Source organism: Tolumonas osonensis, assembly GCF_014202415.1.
Taxonomy (GTDB): domain Bacteria; phylum Pseudomonadota; class Gammaproteobacteria; order Enterobacterales; family Aeromonadaceae; genus Tolumonas; species Tolumonas osonensis.
This window is the reverse complement of the sequence record NZ_JACHGR010000003.1, coordinates 253,232-270,740: the sequence shown is the minus strand read 5'-3', so window position 1 is coordinate 270,740 and position 17,509 is coordinate 253,232. Positions and strand designations below refer to the sequence as shown.

Annotated in this window: 13 protein-coding genes and 1 tRNA gene; 8 read left to right on the top strand and 6 right to left on the bottom strand. The window is 50.8% G+C overall.

The window, feature by feature from the left end; all coding sequences use genetic code 11:
- Positions 1 to 115 precede the first annotated feature (115 nt).
- Positions 116 to 3,385, top strand: coding sequence for a type I restriction endonuclease subunit R (locus HNR75_RS05685; protein WP_223157787.1), 3,270 nt, complete (start codon positions 116 to 118; stop codon positions 3,383 to 3,385).
- A 234-nt stretch (positions 3,386 to 3,619) separates the two neighbouring features.
- Entirely contained in the window at positions 3,620 to 4,894 is a 1,275-nt protein-coding gene (locus tag HNR75_RS05680) for a phospholipase D-like domain-containing protein (RefSeq protein WP_188026034.1), read from the top strand.
- Between the two features lie 198 nt (positions 4,895 to 5,092).
- Here the strand turns inward: HNR75_RS05680 and HNR75_RS05675 are convergent.
- The 4 genes from HNR75_RS05675 to rpsU form a co-directional block, all read right to left on the bottom strand.
- Positions 5,093 to 5,168 (bottom strand) — tRNA-Ile (locus HNR75_RS05675).
- 92 nt (positions 5,169 to 5,260) lie between these two features.
- A complete protein-coding gene (rpoD, locus tag HNR75_RS05670; RefSeq protein WP_343043256.1) occupies positions 5,261 to 7,168 on the bottom strand; it encodes an RNA polymerase sigma factor RpoD in 1,908 nt (635 codons plus the stop codon).
- Between the two features lie 190 nt (positions 7,169 to 7,358).
- Entirely contained in the window at positions 7,359 to 9,119 is a 1,761-nt protein-coding gene (dnaG, locus tag HNR75_RS05665) for a DNA primase (RefSeq protein WP_188026032.1), read from the bottom strand.
- 81 nt (positions 9,120 to 9,200) lie between these two features.
- Positions 9,201 to 9,416 carry a 30S ribosomal protein S21 gene (rpsU, locus tag HNR75_RS05660; protein ID WP_188026031.1) on the bottom strand — a complete coding sequence of 72 codons (216 nt, stop codon included), beginning with the start codon at positions 9,414 to 9,416 and terminating at the stop codon, positions 9,201 to 9,203.
- Between the two features lie 185 nt (positions 9,417 to 9,601).
- On the opposite strand from rpsU, the gene tsaD reads away from it, so the two are divergent.
- Positions 9,602 to 10,621: a tRNA (adenosine(37)-N6)-threonylcarbamoyltransferase complex transferase subunit TsaD gene (gene tsaD / locus HNR75_RS05655; protein ID WP_188026030.1), complete on the top strand. Its 1,020-nt coding sequence runs from the start codon at positions 9,602 to 9,604 to the stop codon at positions 10,619 to 10,621.
- On the opposite strand, the gene plsY is transcribed toward tsaD, so the two are convergent.
- Positions 10,601 to 11,212 carry a glycerol-3-phosphate 1-O-acyltransferase PlsY gene (gene plsY / locus HNR75_RS05650; RefSeq protein ID WP_188026029.1) on the bottom strand — a complete coding sequence of 204 codons (612 nt, stop codon included), beginning with the start codon at positions 11,210 to 11,212 and terminating at the stop codon, positions 10,601 to 10,603. The two genes, tsaD and plsY, sit on opposite strands and share 21 nt — an antisense overlap.
- A 105-nt stretch (positions 11,213 to 11,317) precedes the next feature.
- Between plsY and folB the strand changes: the two genes are divergently transcribed.
- Entirely contained in the window at positions 11,318 to 11,668 is a 351-nt protein-coding gene (folB, locus tag HNR75_RS05645; protein ID WP_188026028.1) for a dihydroneopterin aldolase, read from the top strand.
- Positions 11,668 to 12,156, top strand: a complete 489-nt coding sequence (gene folK / locus HNR75_RS05640; RefSeq protein ID WP_188026027.1) for a 2-amino-4-hydroxy-6-hydroxymethyldihydropteridine diphosphokinase — start codon at positions 11,668 to 11,670, stop codon at positions 12,154 to 12,156. Before folB ends, folK begins: the two co-directional genes overlap by 1 nt.
- A gap of 4 nt (positions 12,157 to 12,160) precedes the next feature.
- Here folK and HNR75_RS05635 read toward each other — a convergent pair whose 3' ends face one another.
- A complete protein-coding gene (locus HNR75_RS05635; protein ID WP_188026026.1) occupies positions 12,161 to 13,393 on the bottom strand; it encodes a multifunctional CCA addition/repair protein in 1,233 nt (410 codons plus the stop codon).
- 100 nt (positions 13,394 to 13,493) lie between these two features.
- Between HNR75_RS05635 and HNR75_RS05630 the strand changes: the two genes are divergently transcribed.
- The 3 genes from HNR75_RS05630 to HNR75_RS05620 all read left to right on the top strand — a co-directional run bounded on the left by HNR75_RS05630 (position 13,494) and on the right by HNR75_RS05620 (position 17,437).
- A complete protein-coding gene (locus tag HNR75_RS05630; protein WP_188026025.1) occupies positions 13,494 to 15,122 on the top strand; it encodes an ExeA family protein in 1,629 nt (542 codons plus the stop codon).
- Positions 15,122 to 15,838 (top strand): general secretion pathway protein GspB, encoded by a 717-nt coding sequence (locus HNR75_RS05625; protein ID WP_188026024.1) that lies wholly within the window; start codon positions 15,122 to 15,124, stop codon positions 15,836 to 15,838. The genes HNR75_RS05630 and HNR75_RS05625 overlap by 1 nt, the downstream gene beginning before the upstream one ends.
- A gap of 96 nt (positions 15,839 to 15,934) precedes the next feature.
- Positions 15,935 to 17,437, top strand: coding sequence for a CYTH and CHAD domain-containing protein (locus HNR75_RS05620; RefSeq protein WP_188026023.1), 1,503 nt, complete (start codon positions 15,935 to 15,937; stop codon positions 17,435 to 17,437).
- Positions 17,438 to 17,509: the final 72 nt, after the last annotated feature.

Genomic DNA, 17,509 nt, shown 5'->3' with positions numbered 1-17,509 from the left:
TAAAGGATTGGTTTGCAACATTGGAAGGGAACGGGCGTTTACCCCATACCTTTTTGACTCCTGAATCAGTAAACTACTGTTAATTCTGGCAGTCAAAACGGTCATGCGGATGTTCATGGAAGGATCGATCAAATTTACCGAAGCAAAACTGGAACAAGCCATCATCGAATTACTCGGTGAGCAGGGTTATCATTACCTTTCCGGTGAACAGCTTCAACGCACTGATAAAATTCAGGTGCTGATTGAAAGCGATTTGCGTGATTATCTCCGCCGCCGTTATCAGCCCGATGGTATTACCGATGCTGAAATTGCCCGTATTATTTGCCAGCTCACCACACTCTCTGCCAACGACCTCTACGACAGTAATAAAACCTTCTGCAACTGGCTTTCCAACGGTTTTCTGTTTAAGCGCGATGACCGTAATCAGAAAGATCTCTACATCGAACTGACTGATACCCGCCATTTACCCCACGCACTTGCTGCATTATTTACACCTGAGCCTGAACCGCTGGCCGCCGTTGCCGAACCCAAAACCGCTTATCTGCCGACCGAGCAAAACCGTCTGAAAATCGTCAATCAGTTAGAGATCACCGGCAAAGATGACCAGCTGCGTATTCCTGATGCCATTCTTTATATCAATGGTTTGCCGCTGGTGGTGTTTGAGTTTAAGAGTGCGATCAAAGAAGAACAGGCCAATCTGCATGATGCGTGGCAACAACTCTGTAAACGCTATCGCCGCGATATTCCGCAACTGTTTATCTACAACGCGCTGTGCATTATCAGCGACGGCGTCAATAACCGCATGGGCAACCTGTTTGCGCCTTACGACTTCTACTATTCATGGCGTAAAGTGAGCGGTAATGAATCGCGTGAAGAGAACGGCATCCATTCGCTACACAGCATGGTGCAGGGGTTATTCCACCCGGTGCGCTTACTCGATGTGGTGAAGAACTTTGTATTCTTCCCCGACACCAGCAAGCATGAAGTGAAAGTCTGTTGCCGTTATCCGCAATATTACGCGGCTCGTAAACTCTATTTCAGCATCAAAGCGGCCCGTAAACCTGAAGGTGATGGTAAAGGAGGGACTTACTTCGGTGCAACCGGCTGCGGTAAGAGTTACACCATGCAGTTCCTTGCCCGTTTGCTGATGAAAAGTGTCGAGTTTGCCAGCCCGACTATTGTGCTGATCACCGACCGCACCGATCTCGATGACCAGCTATCCAAGCAGATCTGTAATGCCACGCAATATATTGGTGATGCGACGATTGTACCGGTCGAAAGCCGAGCCGACTTACGCGAGAAACTCTCAGGCCGCAACAGTGGTGGCGTGTTCTTAACCACCATTCACAAATTCACCGAAGACACCGAGCTGCTGTCAGAACGCAGCAACATCATCTGTATCTCTGATGAAGCGCACCGCAGCCAAATCAACCTCGATCAGAAGGTCGTGATTGATGAAAAAACCAATACTGTGCGCAAAACCTACGGCTTTGCTAAATACCTACATGATTCACTCCCCAATGCGACCTATGTTGGTTTCACCGGCACGCCGATTGACGCCACGTTGGATGTGTTTGGTCAGGTGGTCGATAGCTACACCATGACCGAATCGGTGAACGATGAAATCACCGTGCGAATTGTTTATGAAGGCCGTGCCGCAAAAGTGCTGCTTGATAGCAGCAAACTGCAAGAGATCGAAAACTATTACGACGAATGCGAAAGCGCCGGTGCCAGTGAATATCAGATCGATGAGAGCAAGAAAGCCACTGCGAACATGAATGCGATTCTGGGCGACCCTGATCGCATCAAAGCAATTGCCGCCGACTTTGTGAAACATTACGAAGATCGTGTGACAGAAGGCTCTACGGTGAAAGGCAAAGCGATGTTTGTCTGTGCCAGCCGTGAAATCGCGTATCAGCTTTATCTGCAAGTCAAAGAAATCCGCCCTGATTGGTTTATCGAAAAAACCGCCCCTGAAGGCATTGAGCTAACAGAGCAAGAGCAAAAAGAAGTGATGCCATCGGCGATGGTGAAGATGGTGATGACACGCGGCAAAGACGATGACGCCACGCTCTATGACTTGCTAGGCACCAAAGACGACCGCAAAGAGTGCGATAAACAGTTCAAAAACCCGAAATCAAACTTCCGTATCGCGATTGTCGTGGATATGTGGCTGACCGGTTTCGATGTGCCGGAACTCGATACCATCTATATCGATAAGCCGCTGCAAAAGCACAACCTGATCCAGACCATTTCCCGAGTGAACCGTAAGTTTGAAGGCAAAGAGAAAGGGCTGGTGGTCGATTACTTCGGCATTAAACGGCAGATGAACCTGGCACTGGCAATGTATTCCAAAGCCGATTCCACCAACTTTGAAGACATCACCCAATCGATTGTGGAGGTGAAAAATCACCTCGCATTATTGGGGAACATGTTCCACCACTTTGATAGCAGCGATTATTTCAGTGGCGAACCGAAAGCACAGCTTAATTGTCTGAATCTGGCCTCAGAATATGTCTTACAGAGTAAGAAGTTTGAAACACGTTTTATGGCGTTGGTGAAACGCCTGAAAGCGGCGTATGACGTTTGCTGTGGCAGTGAAAACCTAACGCAAGATGACCGCGATAACATTCACTTCTATCTGGCGGTACGTTCCATCGTATTCAAGTTGACCAAAGGCGATGCGCCGGATGTGACGCAGATGAACGCCCGTGTGCGCGATATGATCGCTGAAGCGTTGAAAGCAGATGGTGTTGAAGAGATTTACACGCTGGGGGAGGAGAACGCCGAAGCCATTGATATCTTCGATGAAGACTATCTCGATCGGATCAGCAAAATAAAACTGCCGAACACCAAGATCCAACTGCTGCAAAAGCTGCTGGAAAAGGCTATCAGCGATTTCAAGAAAGTGAACCAGTTGCAGGGCATCAATTTCTCGAAACGCCTGCAATCGCTGGTGGAGCAGTATAACGAACGCAAAGAAAACGATGTGTTTAACGCCGAAGAGTTCAACAACATCACCGATGAAATGGTCGATCACATCTTCGGTTTATTTGGTGAGCTGAAAGGTGAAATGACGTCATTTGCCGATCTCGGCATCGACATTGAAGAGAAAGCCTTCTACGACATTCTCAATGCCATGCGCCAGAAATACGATTTCAGCTATGAAGACGACAAGATGCTTAAACTGGCAAAGGCCATGAAAGTGATCGTCGATAATCAGGCGCAATTCCCCGACTGGAGCAAACGCGACGACATCAAAGCCGCGCTGAAAGTCGAATTGATTCTGTTACTGCACAAATACGGCTTCCCGCCCGTGGCAAATGATGACGTTTACAAAAGCGTGCTGGAACAGGCTGAGAACTTTAAGAAGAATAGGATTTAAACTGAGCTGATCGTACAGTCAGAGCGCAATGGTCTGGCCGTCAAATCGGGGTAAAACCATAAAGAGGCTAAAGTCGTCTAGTGAAGTAGTGGCGATTCAAGCCTCTTTCAGTCAGATCTCTTACCATCAGCGCTTTTCAGTACGAATGAGCAGCTCTCGATTTAACCATAGTGTTATTAATCCCCTGCAGACAAAGGGGCTCATTTACTCAATATTCAAATACAGGAAAAGAAGATGTTGTTACGGATTAACACCAAAATGCTTTCCTATGAGATTGCTAAGGCAAAACAGCGGATCATTATTTGTGCAGCCGGTTTAACAAAGGAGCTTGCAGTCTCCATTTGCCATGCAAAGCAACAAAATATCAACCTTCAGATCGATGTCATCGTAGATATTTCCGAACATTCTCGTCGCCTTGGGTATGGAGAACATGACGCAAATGAACTACTAATGCAAAACCAGATTAATCTGTATCAATTACCTAAGATCCGTTTGGCATTTTGTGTGGTTGATCAGAAGTCGTGGGTGTTTAGTCAACTTCCGGAATTGGTTGAGACCAATGAGACAACTGAAGGTTTTAATTGCCTCGAATTGGGATCGCAAGTCACAGAAGATTTAGTTCTGACCTTCCAATCAATAGTTTGCCCCCCATCTGTTGCTACTGATATCTCTAAATTCACAAATGAACAGCGTACAGACTTATTAACAAGAAACGCACTTACTGTACCTGCTTTATCTGATCAAGCTAAAAAAGTAAGCAAAGCTGAATTGAACAAAATTAAAGAGGAACTGACAACAAATCCGCCCCAAAAATTCAATGTCAGTCGCCAAGTTAATGTATTTAACAGTCGATTAGAGTTTGTGGAACTAGAACTATCTAATGGCCATATTGAACGCCATGTATTCAAGTTTCCGGATGAAATTAAACGGTTGTTTACTGATGATGCAGAAGCTCAAAAACGGCTGACCGCAAGTTACAAAATAATTGGTGAAAACAGTGAGATATCATCTAAAGACATCGTTACAGAAGTTGATCGTTTACGGAAAGTTTTTCTAAAACCAGTCGGAAAGTTAGGCAGAGTGATACTACGTTCTAACAAAATAAAATTTGAAGAAGAATTAGCTAACCTACGGACTCTTATCGATCAATATTCGGTGAAATTGTACGCTAACTTAGAAAAAGAGTTAGCAAAGTCTAAAGATGAACTGATTAAAGCAGTGGTGGATCGAGTGGCAAATAACCCACCTGATGAATTGAAGTTTGGAATTGAAGGGACGGTGGTTAAAAAGGAGGATGCCGAACGTTATCTGGATGACCTGCTAACCGAGCATATGCCAACAGCGAACAGTCTGATAAATAACATCACATTGCGTTGTGATTATAAAGCCGTCACTTATGAGATGTTAACCGATGCTAGTTTTGTGCATCAAATTAGGAAACAGTTCCCTTATGTGGCATGGAATATGCCCCTTGAAGAGTATGCTGCAGCTAAGAGTATGGAGGATTAACCCACCAGCCACTGAGTGAAAGAACAACGGGATGAATCATAGTGACATCCCGTCATGCGATCAGATAACGGGCAGATAAATCGATACCTAACTTCACTTAAAGTCAGTTTTAAAACCTTACTTGACTTGCTACTTAACTTAAAAGAGCCAGAAAACAAAAAGGACCTACAACAATCAGCTGTAAGTCCTTGATATATCTGGTGGCCCCTCCCCGGTTTGAACGGGGGACCAAGCGATTATGAGTCGCCTGCTCTAACCACTGAGCTAAGGGGCCGAATTGGTGCGTATTATACGGATAGCGTTTCTGGGTGTCTATATTTCAACAGGTTAGGCGCTCATAAAAGCGCCAACCTGTGAGATGCGACACTATTCGTCCAGGAAGCTGCGCAGAACTTCAGAACGGCTTGGATGACGCAGTTTACGCAGCGCTTTCGCTTCGATCTGACGGATACGTTCACGGGTAACATCGAACTGCTTACCAACCTCTTCCAGAGTATGGTCAGTGTTCATGTCGATACCAAAACGCATACGCAGCACTTTCGCTTCACGTGCAGTTAAGCCGGAGAGGACATCACGGGTTGCCGCTTTCAGGCTTTCTGAAGTAGCAGCATCCGCTGGCAACGCCAGGGTGGTGTCTTCGATAAAATCACCTAAATGAGAATCTTCATCATCACCGATAGGGGTTTCCATGGAGATTGGTTCTTTGGCGATCTTCAGTACTTTACGGATCTTGTCTTCCGGCATTCCCATACGCTCAGCCAGTTCTTCCGGATTAGGCTCACGGCCCATTTCCTGCAGCATCTGACGGGAGATACGGTTCAGCTTGTTGATCGTTTCGATCATGTGTACCGGAATACGGATCGTGCGGGCCTGATCCGCGATCGAGCGGGTGATCGCCTGACGGATCCACCAGGTCGCATAGGTCGAGAACTTGTAACCACGGCGGTATTCGAATTTATCGACTGCCTTCATCAGACCGATGTTACCTTCTTGGATCAGATCCAGGAATTGCAGACCACGGTTGGTGTATTTCTTCGCGATAGAAATAACCAGACGCAAGTTTGCTTCCACCATCTCTTTCTTCGCACGGCGGGCCTTGGCTTCACCAATGCTCATACGACGGTTGATATCTTTGATTTGTGCGATCGACAAACCGGTTTCCTGCTCAACCTGCTGTAATTTCTGGATAGAACGCTGAACGTCTTCATCCATGTTTTCCAGCGCAGCAGACCACGGTTTACCGCTGCCTTTGGCAAATTCGAACCAACCGTTGCTGGATTCATTGTTAGTGAATGCGGTGACGAAGTTTTTCTTCGGCATTTTTGCGTATTCAACGCAGTAACGCATGATCAGACGTTCCTGAACACGTACGCGTTCCATCATTTCGCGCATGCTATTGACCAGGCGGTCAAATTGCTTAGGTACCAGACGGAACTCTTTGAATACGTTGGCTAATTCCAGGATCTGTTCTTTGGCAGCATCGCTTTCACGACCCTGCGCCTTGATAGCGTCACGAGTTTTTTCATACTGGGTACGCAAAGCAGCAAATTTTTCACGAGCTACTTCAGGATCCGGACCGGTATCTTCATCCGTATCGCTGTCGCTATCTTCGTCTTCATCTTCATCGTCATCACTGCTGTCATCGTCGATCTGATCTTCTTCATCCAGCGCAGAACCGATGTTGGTAGCAGTTGGTGGCAAATCGTCATCTTCACTGACGAAGCCGGAGATAATATCGCCCAGACGGATGTGACCCGCTTCGAAACGATCAAACTGATCCAGCAGATAAGTGATCGCTTCCGGATATTCGGCAACGGAACTCTGTACCTGGTTGATACCGTCTTCGATACGTTTAGCGATGTCGATTTCGCCTTCACGGGTCAACAGTTCAACAGTGCCCATTTCGCGCATGTACATGCGAACCGGGTCAGTGGTGCGGCCAATTTCAGATTCAACAGATGCCAGTACTTGTGCCGCAGCTTCGGCTGCGTCTTCATCAGCGGCACTGCTTTCGGTCAGCAACAGATCATCGGCATCAGGTACGCTTTCAACGACCTGGATACCCATGTCATTGATCATCTGAATAATGTCTTCTATCTGATCAGAGTCAACGATATCCTGTGGCAGATGATCGTTTACTTCAGCATAAGTCAGATAGCCCTGCTCTTTACCTTTGGCAACGAGGAGTTTTAGTTGCGACTGAGGGGTTTGCTCCATAGAACTCATCCGGTTGGTACTTACTTGGGCAGATGTTCTTGCCCGGTGGCGTAAAATCCGCCGATTATAAAGAAACGACGGCCATTTTGCACGTTAACGACAAAGTAAAAATCCGCCCCGTTATATTTCAAGCAGGGTAAGCGGTTTGTTCAGTGCTGTGTTGCAACTTCAAGTAGCTATAATCCCGAAAACCGGGCTGTGTTAATCATATAGTGCCGCTGAGCGTGAAATTCAAGCTGGCGGCTATTTATTTCGCAGAACGTTTGTATTCGGTCAGCAGAAACTGAAGTTCTTGTATTTCTTCCGGATTCAGTTGGCCTGTGTTCTGTGCCTTATTTTGCAGGGTTGCCAGCCGTTGCTGCAGATAAAGATCCAGCAGACGATCACAGACATCTTCCAGTTCCTGCTGAATGTTATCGCCGACGGCAACCTCGTCCAGCATTGCCAGCTGGGCCAGTGCGCGTCCCTCGCGGGTATCGCGCCAGTGCTCCAGCAACTGACCCGTCGTCATCGGGTTGTTATGCAACTGGGTAAGCAGCGATAGCAACACGTTAATGCCGGGCTGGTTCAATGTGCGCAACACATCCGGCAGGGGAGGCAGTAACGCGGCCTGTTGCGGATGTTGTACGACCAGTGCGATAGCCCGACGGATCAGCGTCAGCTTGATTTTACCTGTCTGCGGCTGAACGGCGGTGGTCTGCTGTGCTTCTTTTTCCTGGCGGCGGAAAATATCGCGCAGGCGTTTCTCGTTTTCTCCCCAGCGCAACTGAGCGGAGAGTTTGGTCAGCAAGCTTTCGCGGTTAAATCCTTCCGGGACACGGCGGATCAACGCAATGGCTTTATTGGCCAGTTCGTTTTTCCCTGCTTCACCGCTCAGGTTCAGATCCCGGCTCAGACGCTCAAACAGGAAATCGGCATATGACTGCGCGCTATCCAGTTTCTGTTCAAAGGCCTCTCGGCCATATTCACGGATAAAACTATCCGGATCATGTTCCGCTGGTAAAAAGACGAAACGTAGATTTTTACCATCCTGCAGGCTGGGCAGGGCATTTTCCAGTGCCCGCCATGCAGCTTCCCGCCCTGCATTGTCACCGTCATAACAACAGACGACTTCTGAGGTTGTGCGAAACAACAGATGCATATGATCAGACGTGGTCGATGTTCCCAGCGAGGCAACGGCATAATCGACGCCAAACTGCGCCAGTGCGACCACATCCATATAACCTTCAACGATCAGGATCCGCACGGGAGAACGGTGCTTTTCTTTGACCTGATAAAGGCCAAACAGCTCTTTCCCTTTATGAAAGATCGGCGTTTCCGGCGAGTTCAGATACTTGGGGGTGCCGTTACCCAGCACCCGACCGCCAAAACCGATCACCCTGCCACGACGATCGCGGATCGGAAACATGATCCGATCCCGGAAACGATCATAACTGCCGCCGCCATCACGGCTGATCAGCATGCCCAGTTCAACCAGTTGGGCTTCGGTTGCGGCAGAACGGACTAGCGTCTGACGCAGACCGTCCCAGCCGGACGGGGCATAACCGATGGCAAACTGCTTGACGACCTCACCGGTCAGGCCACGCTCTTTCAGGTAACTGATCGCGGATGGTGCGTTTTTGAGTTGCCCCTGAAAGTAACGGGCAGCCCATTCCATCAGCTGATAATGATCCGCAGATGCGGCCGAACCCTGCTGATGCTGAGGCTGATCGTGCGGTACGGTCAAACCGTGCAGACCGGCTAATTCACCGACTGCGTCAGGGAAGGTTAATCCGTCATATTCCATCAGGAAACCAATGGCGTTGCCGTGGGCTCCACAGCCAAAGCAGTGATAAAACTGTTTTTCCGGACTGACAGAAAATGAGGGGGATTTTTCGTTATGAAACGGACAGCAGGCCTGGTAGTTCTTACCGGCTTTTTTCAGATGAACGCGACTATCGATCAGCTCGATGATATCGGTCCGGTTCAGCAGATCATCAATAAAGGATTGCGGGATTTTGCCAGCCATCTGAATTCCGTCTGCCAATAAAACAAGCCGCGCAATCAGAGGAGAGCGCGGCTTATCGAGAAAACTTAACGGTCTGTAAAATTAGTACAGACGGTTACGACGTGCGTTTTCGCGAGCCAGTTTCTTCATGTGACGTTTAACAGCAGACGCTTTAGCGCGTTTACGAACAGTAGTTGGCTTTTCGTAGAATTCGCGGCTGCGAACGTCTGACAGAACACCTGCTTTTTCGCAGGAACGTTTGAAGCGACGCAGTGCTACGTCGAATGGCTCGTTTTCACGGACTTTAATAACTGGCATGTGCCTTTCACCTCGGTGTGAATGTTTTTCTGGCTGAAAGTCAGCCTTACTAAAAATGGTGCCGAATTTTAATCCTATGGATGGGGGTATGTAAACCCCGATCAGAACAAGCTGGAGTAAAAAAGCGCTGAAATGTACCATAGCACCTCATTAATCGGTCGAAAATTTACCGGAGTAACCGAAAAATGCGGGTTTTGGGTATTGAAACATCCTGTGACGAAACCGGGATCGCGATCTTCGACGATCAACAAGGGATCCTCGCTCATCAGCTATATAGTCAGATCAAGTTGCATGCCGATTATGGCGGCGTGGTGCCGGAATTGGCCAGCCGGGATCATATCCGTAAAACCTTGCCATTGATCGAAGCTGCGCTGCAGCAAGCGGGTTGTCGATCCGAGGATCTTGACGGGATCGCCTATACGGCCGGCCCGGGTCTGGTGGGTGCTTTACTGGTCGGTGCGACCATTGCGCGTTCGCTGGCCATGGCCTGGAATAAACCCGCGGTACCGGTCCATCATATGGAAGGTCATCTGCTGGCGCCGATGCTGGAAGAGCGGGTGCCGGAGTTTCCTTTTATTGCGCTGCTGGTTTCCGGCGGACACACCTTGCTGGTACGGGTAGATGGCATCGGTCAGTATCAGATCCTCGGCGAATCGATTGATGATGCGGCCGGTGAAGCGTTTGATAAGACCGCCAAGCTGCTGGGCCTGGATTATCCGGGCGGGGCGGCGCTGGCCAGACTGGCGGAACAGGGTACCGCCGGGCGGTTTGTGTTCCCGCGGCCCATGACGGATCGTCCGGGGCTGGATTTCAGTTTTTCCGGTTTGAAAACCTTTGCTGCCAATACGATCCACAGTCAGGGATCCGACGATCAGACCCGGGCGGACATTGCGCATGCCTTCCAGTCGGCTGTCGTGGATACACTGGCGATTAAATGTAAGCGCGCATTGCAGGAAACCGGCCTGAAACGTCTGGTGATCGCCGGTGGCGTGAGTGCCAATAGAGAGCTGCGAAGTCAACTGGCGGAACTGATGCATAAGCTGGGTGGAGAGGTGTTCTATCCGCGTCCGGAATTCTGTACCGATAACGGCGCAATGATTGCCTTTGCCGGGATGCAACGTCTGAAAGCCGGGCATACCACCGGTCTGGAGATCGTGGTACAGCCACGCTGGAATCTGGAAACGTTAGCGCCGGTGACGCTTTAACCGGTGACGTGACCAGACCTGTGGTTCGTTGCCGTGCAGCAGGCGGCTGATGTTCTCGTGATGACGCAGAATAATCAGGCAGCACAGCATGGCTACGGGCAGAGTATATTCGGGTTTCAGATAATAGGTATAAAACGGTGCCAGCAAGGCGGCACAGATGGCGGCCAGTGATGAATATCCGCTGAGAAGCAAAACAATCAGCCAGGTAATAATCATGAAGCTGCCCATATCCAGCCCCAGCGGCATCAGTGCGCCGAGCGCTGTCGCTACACCCTTGCCGCCTCTGAAGTGAAAATAGAGGGGGTACATGTGTCCGAGACAGGCTGCAATACCGATAAAGCCGAGATAGAGTGGCGGTATCCCCAGATACCAGGCGAGATAAACCGGAATGGTGCCCTTGAGCATATCCAGCAGAAACACGATGAAGGCGGCAAACCGGTTACCGGAGCGGAGCACATTGGTGGCGCCGGGATTGTGTGAGCCATAGTCACGGGGATCGGGCAATTTGAAGAAACGGCTGATCAGTACTGCGTTACTGACTGAACCCAGCAGATAAGCTATTCCTGTCATGGCGAAAGTGAGAGCGAGCATAAGTCTCCTGACGTTGTTCGCGGGCACTATTTTTCTATCGGCGCTGGCTGGAGTATGATCCACACCCGATACCCACGTTCCAGATTAGCAGAATTAGGATAAAACATGGATAAAGTCTTTATCGATCATCTTGAGGTCTACTGTACGATTGGTGTGTATGAGTGGGAAAAACAGATCACGCAGAAACTGGTGCTGGATCTGGAGATGGATTTTGATATGCAGGCTGCCGGTGAACAGGATGATATGTCGCTGGCGCTGGACTATGCCGCAGTGTCGAAACGGGTGACGGATATGATCAGTACCCGTCCGATCGGTCTGGTCGAGGCGGTTGCCGAACAGACCGCACAGTTGCTGCTGACCGAGTTTCCGGTGCTGCGGGTACGGGTGCGGGTGACCAAACCGGGGGCGGTGGTCAATGCCCGTGGTGTCGGCGTTGAGATTGTACGGGAGGCATAATGGCCCGTATCTATATCGGTGTCGGTTCTAACATCGAACGGGAACGTTATCTGCGTGCCGGCTGGCAGGCGCTGCAACTGGTATTTGCTGATTGTCGTTGCTCCACCGTGTATGAAAGTGATGCGGTCGGATTTGATGGCGCACCGTTTTATAATCTGGTCATTGCGGCCGAAACCACGGTGAGTGTTGCCGAAGTGGCGGCGCAATTGCGGGCTATCGAGTTTGCACATGGCCGCCCGGCAGATGCGCGCAAGTTTTCCGGTCGGACGCTGGATCTGGATCTGCTGGCTTACGATGAACTGGTGATCAGTGCGCCGGTTGAACTGCCCCGCAGCGAGATCCTGCACAATGCGTTTGTGTTACGTCCGTTTGCGGAACTGGCGCCCGAGTGGCGGCATCCGCTGGCGGAGATGACGTTGGCTGAATTGTGGAATGAGTATGACGCCAGCCGTCAGCCACTGCGGGCAGTGGCATTCGACTGGTCATAGAACGCTATTTATCGTTCCAGCGACAATGCACATCGCGGATGGCAAAGATACGGCGCCGGCTTAGCTGCAGCCGTATTGCCTCGCCGGTATAGCCAGCCTCAACAATGGGTCTAACTGCAACGGCTGCCGCTGCGGCATAGGCCTGTCTGACATAGTCAGGTTCCGGATATTCCCGTTCGGCAAACCCCAGGCGTCCGTAAAAGTCAGCCTGACAGCACAGTAACAGTTGTGACAGACGCTCCGGTTTCCGCCAGACATCAAGACGATCAAACAGCTTCAGCATGGTGGCCGGCCGCAGCTGTAATGCCGTATGTACCAGGGAATGCAGTTCGCTGACCAGCAGCGCGAGATCGCGGCATTCATTCGGTACTTTTAACCGTTGACACAGCTCCCGGATCAGGGGGATCCCGCGGTCGCCGTGACCATGGTGACTGGGCAGTATATGCGACGGGGTTCTGGCTTTGCCAAGATCATGACAGAGCGTCGCAAAGCGGACGGCCAGCTCGTCGCTGCGCTGACTGGCCTCACGAAGGGCCATCATGACATGGATGCCGGTATCGACCTCCGGATGCCAGTCGGGACGCGCCGGCACACCGAACAAGGCATCCACTTCCGGTAACAGGACACTCAGGGCCTCGCAGTCATGCAGGATCTCGAAAAAGATCTGCGGATTACGTCCGGACAACACTTTTTCCAGCTCTTTCCAGACGCGTTCCGGTGTCAGATGGTTTAATTCTCCGCTGCGGCTGAGTTTACGCATCAGTTCCAGCGTTTCCGGGGCAATATAGAAGCCCAGATGATGAAAGCGGGCAGCAAAACGGGCGACCCGCAATACTCGCAGCGGGTCTTCACTGAACGCGGGAGAGATATGGCGTAACACGCGGTTATTCAGATCCGCGACACCGCCATAAGGATCGTAGAGCTGACCTTCCTGATCCTGCGCGATGGCATTGATAGTGAGATCCCGTCGCAACAGATCCTGTTCCAGTGTCACATCCGGTGCGGCATAGCAGGCAAAACCGGTGTATCCCTTACCCTGTTTGCGTTCAATGCGGGCCAGGGCATACTCTTCTTTCGTTTGCGGATGCAGAAAGACCGGGAAATCACGACCGACAGGCACAAACCCCTGATCTAACAAGGTTTGAGCTTCACTGCCAACGACTACATAATCACGCTCTGTCACCGGCAATCCCAACAGGGAATCGCGTACCGCGCCACCCACCAGATATATCTGCACTTGCTGTTCCTCTATTTTCTGTAAGCGGATTATAGCCTGTTTTTGACTTCACTCGTGCAGCGGATTACTCTGCGATCAGCACTCATGGGATGAGCTGATTATGTATAAAGCCTTTTTTAATCTGACGGATAATCCGTTTTCGATATCTCCGAACCCTAAATACCTCTATATGAGCGAGCGCCATACCGAAGCGCTGACGCATTTATTATATGGTTTACGTGATGGCGGAGGATTTGTCTTGCTGACCGGGGAGGTCGGCACCGGGAAAACAACCGTATCCCGTTGTCTGCGCCAGCAGTTGCCGGAGGATACCGATCTGGCGTTCATCCTGAATCCGGCGCTTGCAACAGAGGAGATGCTGGAGGCCATTTGTGATGCCTATCAGCTCACCTATCCTCAGCCTGTCAGCCTGAAGATACTATTTGATACGTTGCATCACTTCCTGTTGCGGAATCATCAGGCCGGACGGCGAACGCTGCTGGTGATCGACGAAGCCCAGCATCTGATGCCGGAAGTGTTGGAACAGTTGCGTCTGCTGACCAATCTGGAAATGGATGATACCAAGTTGCTGCAGATCGTGCTGATTGGTCAGCCGGAACTCCAGCATCTTTTGCGTCAGCCGCTACTGCGTCAGCTGGCTCAGCGCATCACTGCCCGTTATCACCTGCTGCCGCTGGATCTGAATGATGTGGACGCCTATGTCCGTTTTCGTCTGCAGGTCGCAGGCGGTATGCAACCTATTTTTACGCCTTCCGCCATCCGCGAATTGCACCGGTTAAGCGGGGGAATACCGCGAGTGATCAACCTTATCTGCGAACGGGCATTACTGGGGGCTTATGCTGCCGGTAGTGCACGAATCAATGGCAAATTACTGGCACAGGCCGCCTATGAAGCGACCGGGGTCCGTGATGAAGGCAGTTTCCGGTCGGTACTGGCTTTTTCGCTGGCCGGGATGCTAATGCTGGCCGCTGGCTGGTTTGGCTGGCAGCAGTGGGGCATTCAGCCGCAGGCTCCAGTTAAAAAGGTGATGGTTCCGGTTACCTTGCCGCCGGATGAAAAACTGGTGAAGCAGTTTGATCAGGCTGTTGCGGATGCCGCTTATGAAGATCAGGCCACGCAGCAGTTATACCGGGTATGGGGTTTTGATGCCTCTGTTGAGGATTCATATTGTGATACGGCACAACGCGTGAATCTGCGTTGTGCGCAGGAGCAGGGAACGCTGGATGATCTGCTGCAACTGAATTACCCGGCTGTGGTACGGCTGGCAGATGAAAAGAGTCAGATCTTCTATGCGGTCTTATTGCATGTGGCTGACGGGCAAGCCGAGCTGCTGCTGGGCGGAGAACGCTGGCAGGTATCGCAGACATGGCTGGAAAAGGCATGGGATCAGTCTTACACCCTGTTCTGGCAGTTGCCGGGCAGTGGTAATACATTGATTTCAAAACGCAGTAATACATCGGATATTCAATGGCTGGAAACGGCAGTGAGCCAGGCGTTACATCAGCCGGTACGAAATAAATTAAGACGGTTTGATTCTCAACTGGAGTCCAAGGTGCGTCAGTTCCAGCAACAGGAAGGGCTGAAAGCGGATGGCGTGGCCGGTGAGCAGACCTTGCTGCGTCTGGCGATCTATAGCAGGGAAGACGTTCCCCGGCTGAACGGACGTATTCCGGCACAGCAAACGGTCAATAACGGGGATGAGACAACAGATACGGGAGGTGCCAGCTAATGTCATTACTTACTTCGGCTTCCCGTCAGTCAAGACGGGTTGAACAGGCGCATTTCTTCATGCCGGAACGGTTACATGGCGAATCGGGCAGTAAAGCTCGATGGCTGGCATGGCTACTGGGTTTGCCGCTCTGTGCCGCGCTGGGCGGCGCGACAAACTACGGATGGCATTTACTGCATAATGAGCCGGTTGAACAGCGGGTGGAGGTTCCGCACCCCACCGAGTTGCCTTTTAAACTGTTGCCACAGGATTACGAGTTTGTCACTGAGCCGTTGCCAGAAGCAGACCCGGTACAGGATCTGGTGATTGATCAACCTGCGTTGCCACCAGTTGCAGATAAACCGGTGGTACCGGACGCTGTGGATACCGATCTTCGCAGTTCCCTGGAAAAACGCTTTATGCAGGCGGTCAATGATACGGTGCAAGCGAATACGCCGGCTGTTCCGGTTCAGAGCACGGCTTCGCCGGATGCGACACCATTGGGCGCGCTTCCGCCCCGTATCAGTCAGCAGGTTCCGGCCATGAAATACGGTGCGCATGTGTATTCCTCCATACCGGCTAACCGCACCATTAATATCAATGGCCGTGACTATCATGAAGGCGACGAAGTGGTCAGTGGTGTGGTGTTGCTGCGAATTGCGCCTGAAACCAGCATTTTTCGGGTCGGCTCACAAAGTTTCAGTTTAAATGCGCTGACAGACTGGCAAGGCTATTGAAAGCGCGATCGGCCAAGTACACTATAACTGGTTGAGTTAAAAGATAAATAAACCAATGTTGATGAATGATTTACGCACAAGACCGGAGAGATCTGCATGAGCAATGAAGTTGAATTGAAGTTTCTGGTCACTGATGATGTGTATTCCTATCTGGAACAGGTACTGCGTTCTCTGGTTGTAAAAGAACAGCAAAATCAACAGCTGGAAAATATTTACTTTGATACCGCCGATCAGCAATTGCGTGGACTGGATTGCGGTCTGCGGATCCGTTCCTATAACGGCAAACATGAGCAAACGATCAAGCTGGCCGGGCAGGAAACCGGTGGTTTGTATCAACGGCCTGAATATACCTTGCCGAGTAATGATACCTGGCCGGATCTGCGGGCATTTCCGGCGGATATCTGGCCGGCGGGTACCGATGTCGGTCTGTTACAGCAATCATTAATGACACTGTTCCGTACAGATTTTCATCGCCGTACCTGGAAGGTTGCCCTGCAGGAAAACTCGTTGATCGAGATTGCCTATGACATTGGTTTTATTGACGCCAACGGCGAGCGTGAAGCCATTAATGAAGTCGAGCTGGAGATTATCTCTGGTCCGGTGGAACCGCTGTTTGAACTGGCCAAATTACTGGCGTCGCGCCCGGGCTGGCAACTGGGCTGTGCGTCCAAGGCGCAGCGTGGCTATCGTCTGGCGGGACTGAGTGCTGAACCCGATGTCCGCCGTATGGGATTTGTGCCGGTCTTTCCTGAGCAGACAGCAGAAGAAGGATTAATCACTGCACTGAAGTTTGCGGTGCGACACTGGCAGTTTCACGAACAGCTTTATATGCAGCAGCCGTCCATCAGTGCCTTGCTGCAATTACGCAGTGCGGTTACGCTGATTCAGCACACCCGGTTATTGTATGCCGATGTTTATGCTGTATTGACACCGGTAGACTGGGAAGAGGATTTGCAGTGGCTGGTGGCGCAGTTTTCATGGCTGGATGAAGCGCTGGTGCTGCAACGGATGCAGGTTGAATACCGCCAGATGCTGAAAGATGCGCCTTGCCAAAGCGAGTTGACTAGTGAAATTAAACGGCATGAGCAGCTGTTGCCAACCCTGGAACAGACGCAAGCATTGCTGTTATCGGTCCGTTATTGCCAGACACTGTTAAAATTATCGTCGTGGATGGTATTACATAAAGCGGATGACCCGAACAGTCCGGGCCTGGTTCAACCGATCCATTCTCTGGCTGTGGTGGCCTTGGATAATAGCTGGCAGGAGTTGTTGTCTTTATCCAAACTGAGCGACGCCCTCGACCATGACAGTTATCAGCGGTTGCGGGAAATGTTGCGGCACAATCTACAGGTCGGGGTCTGTTTTGCCGCGCTGTTTGATACGGAGCGTCAGCAGGGATTCCGTTTGCCATGGCTGAATATGCTGGGACGTTTAACTGACCTTGAGCATATCGAATGGATTTTCGATGCCGCGAACAATATGGCGTGTCCGCATCAGCAGGAGCTGAATGACTGGCTGCATACGGAACTGAAACCTCGTCTGCTGGAGCTGGATCAGATCCGGGAGCGGGGTATTGGCATGCAGCCGTACTGGGAATAAATCATTCCGGCAGAAGCAGAAAACAAAAAGGGACAGCATAAGCTGTCCCTTTTTAATGACCGGTACAAAACC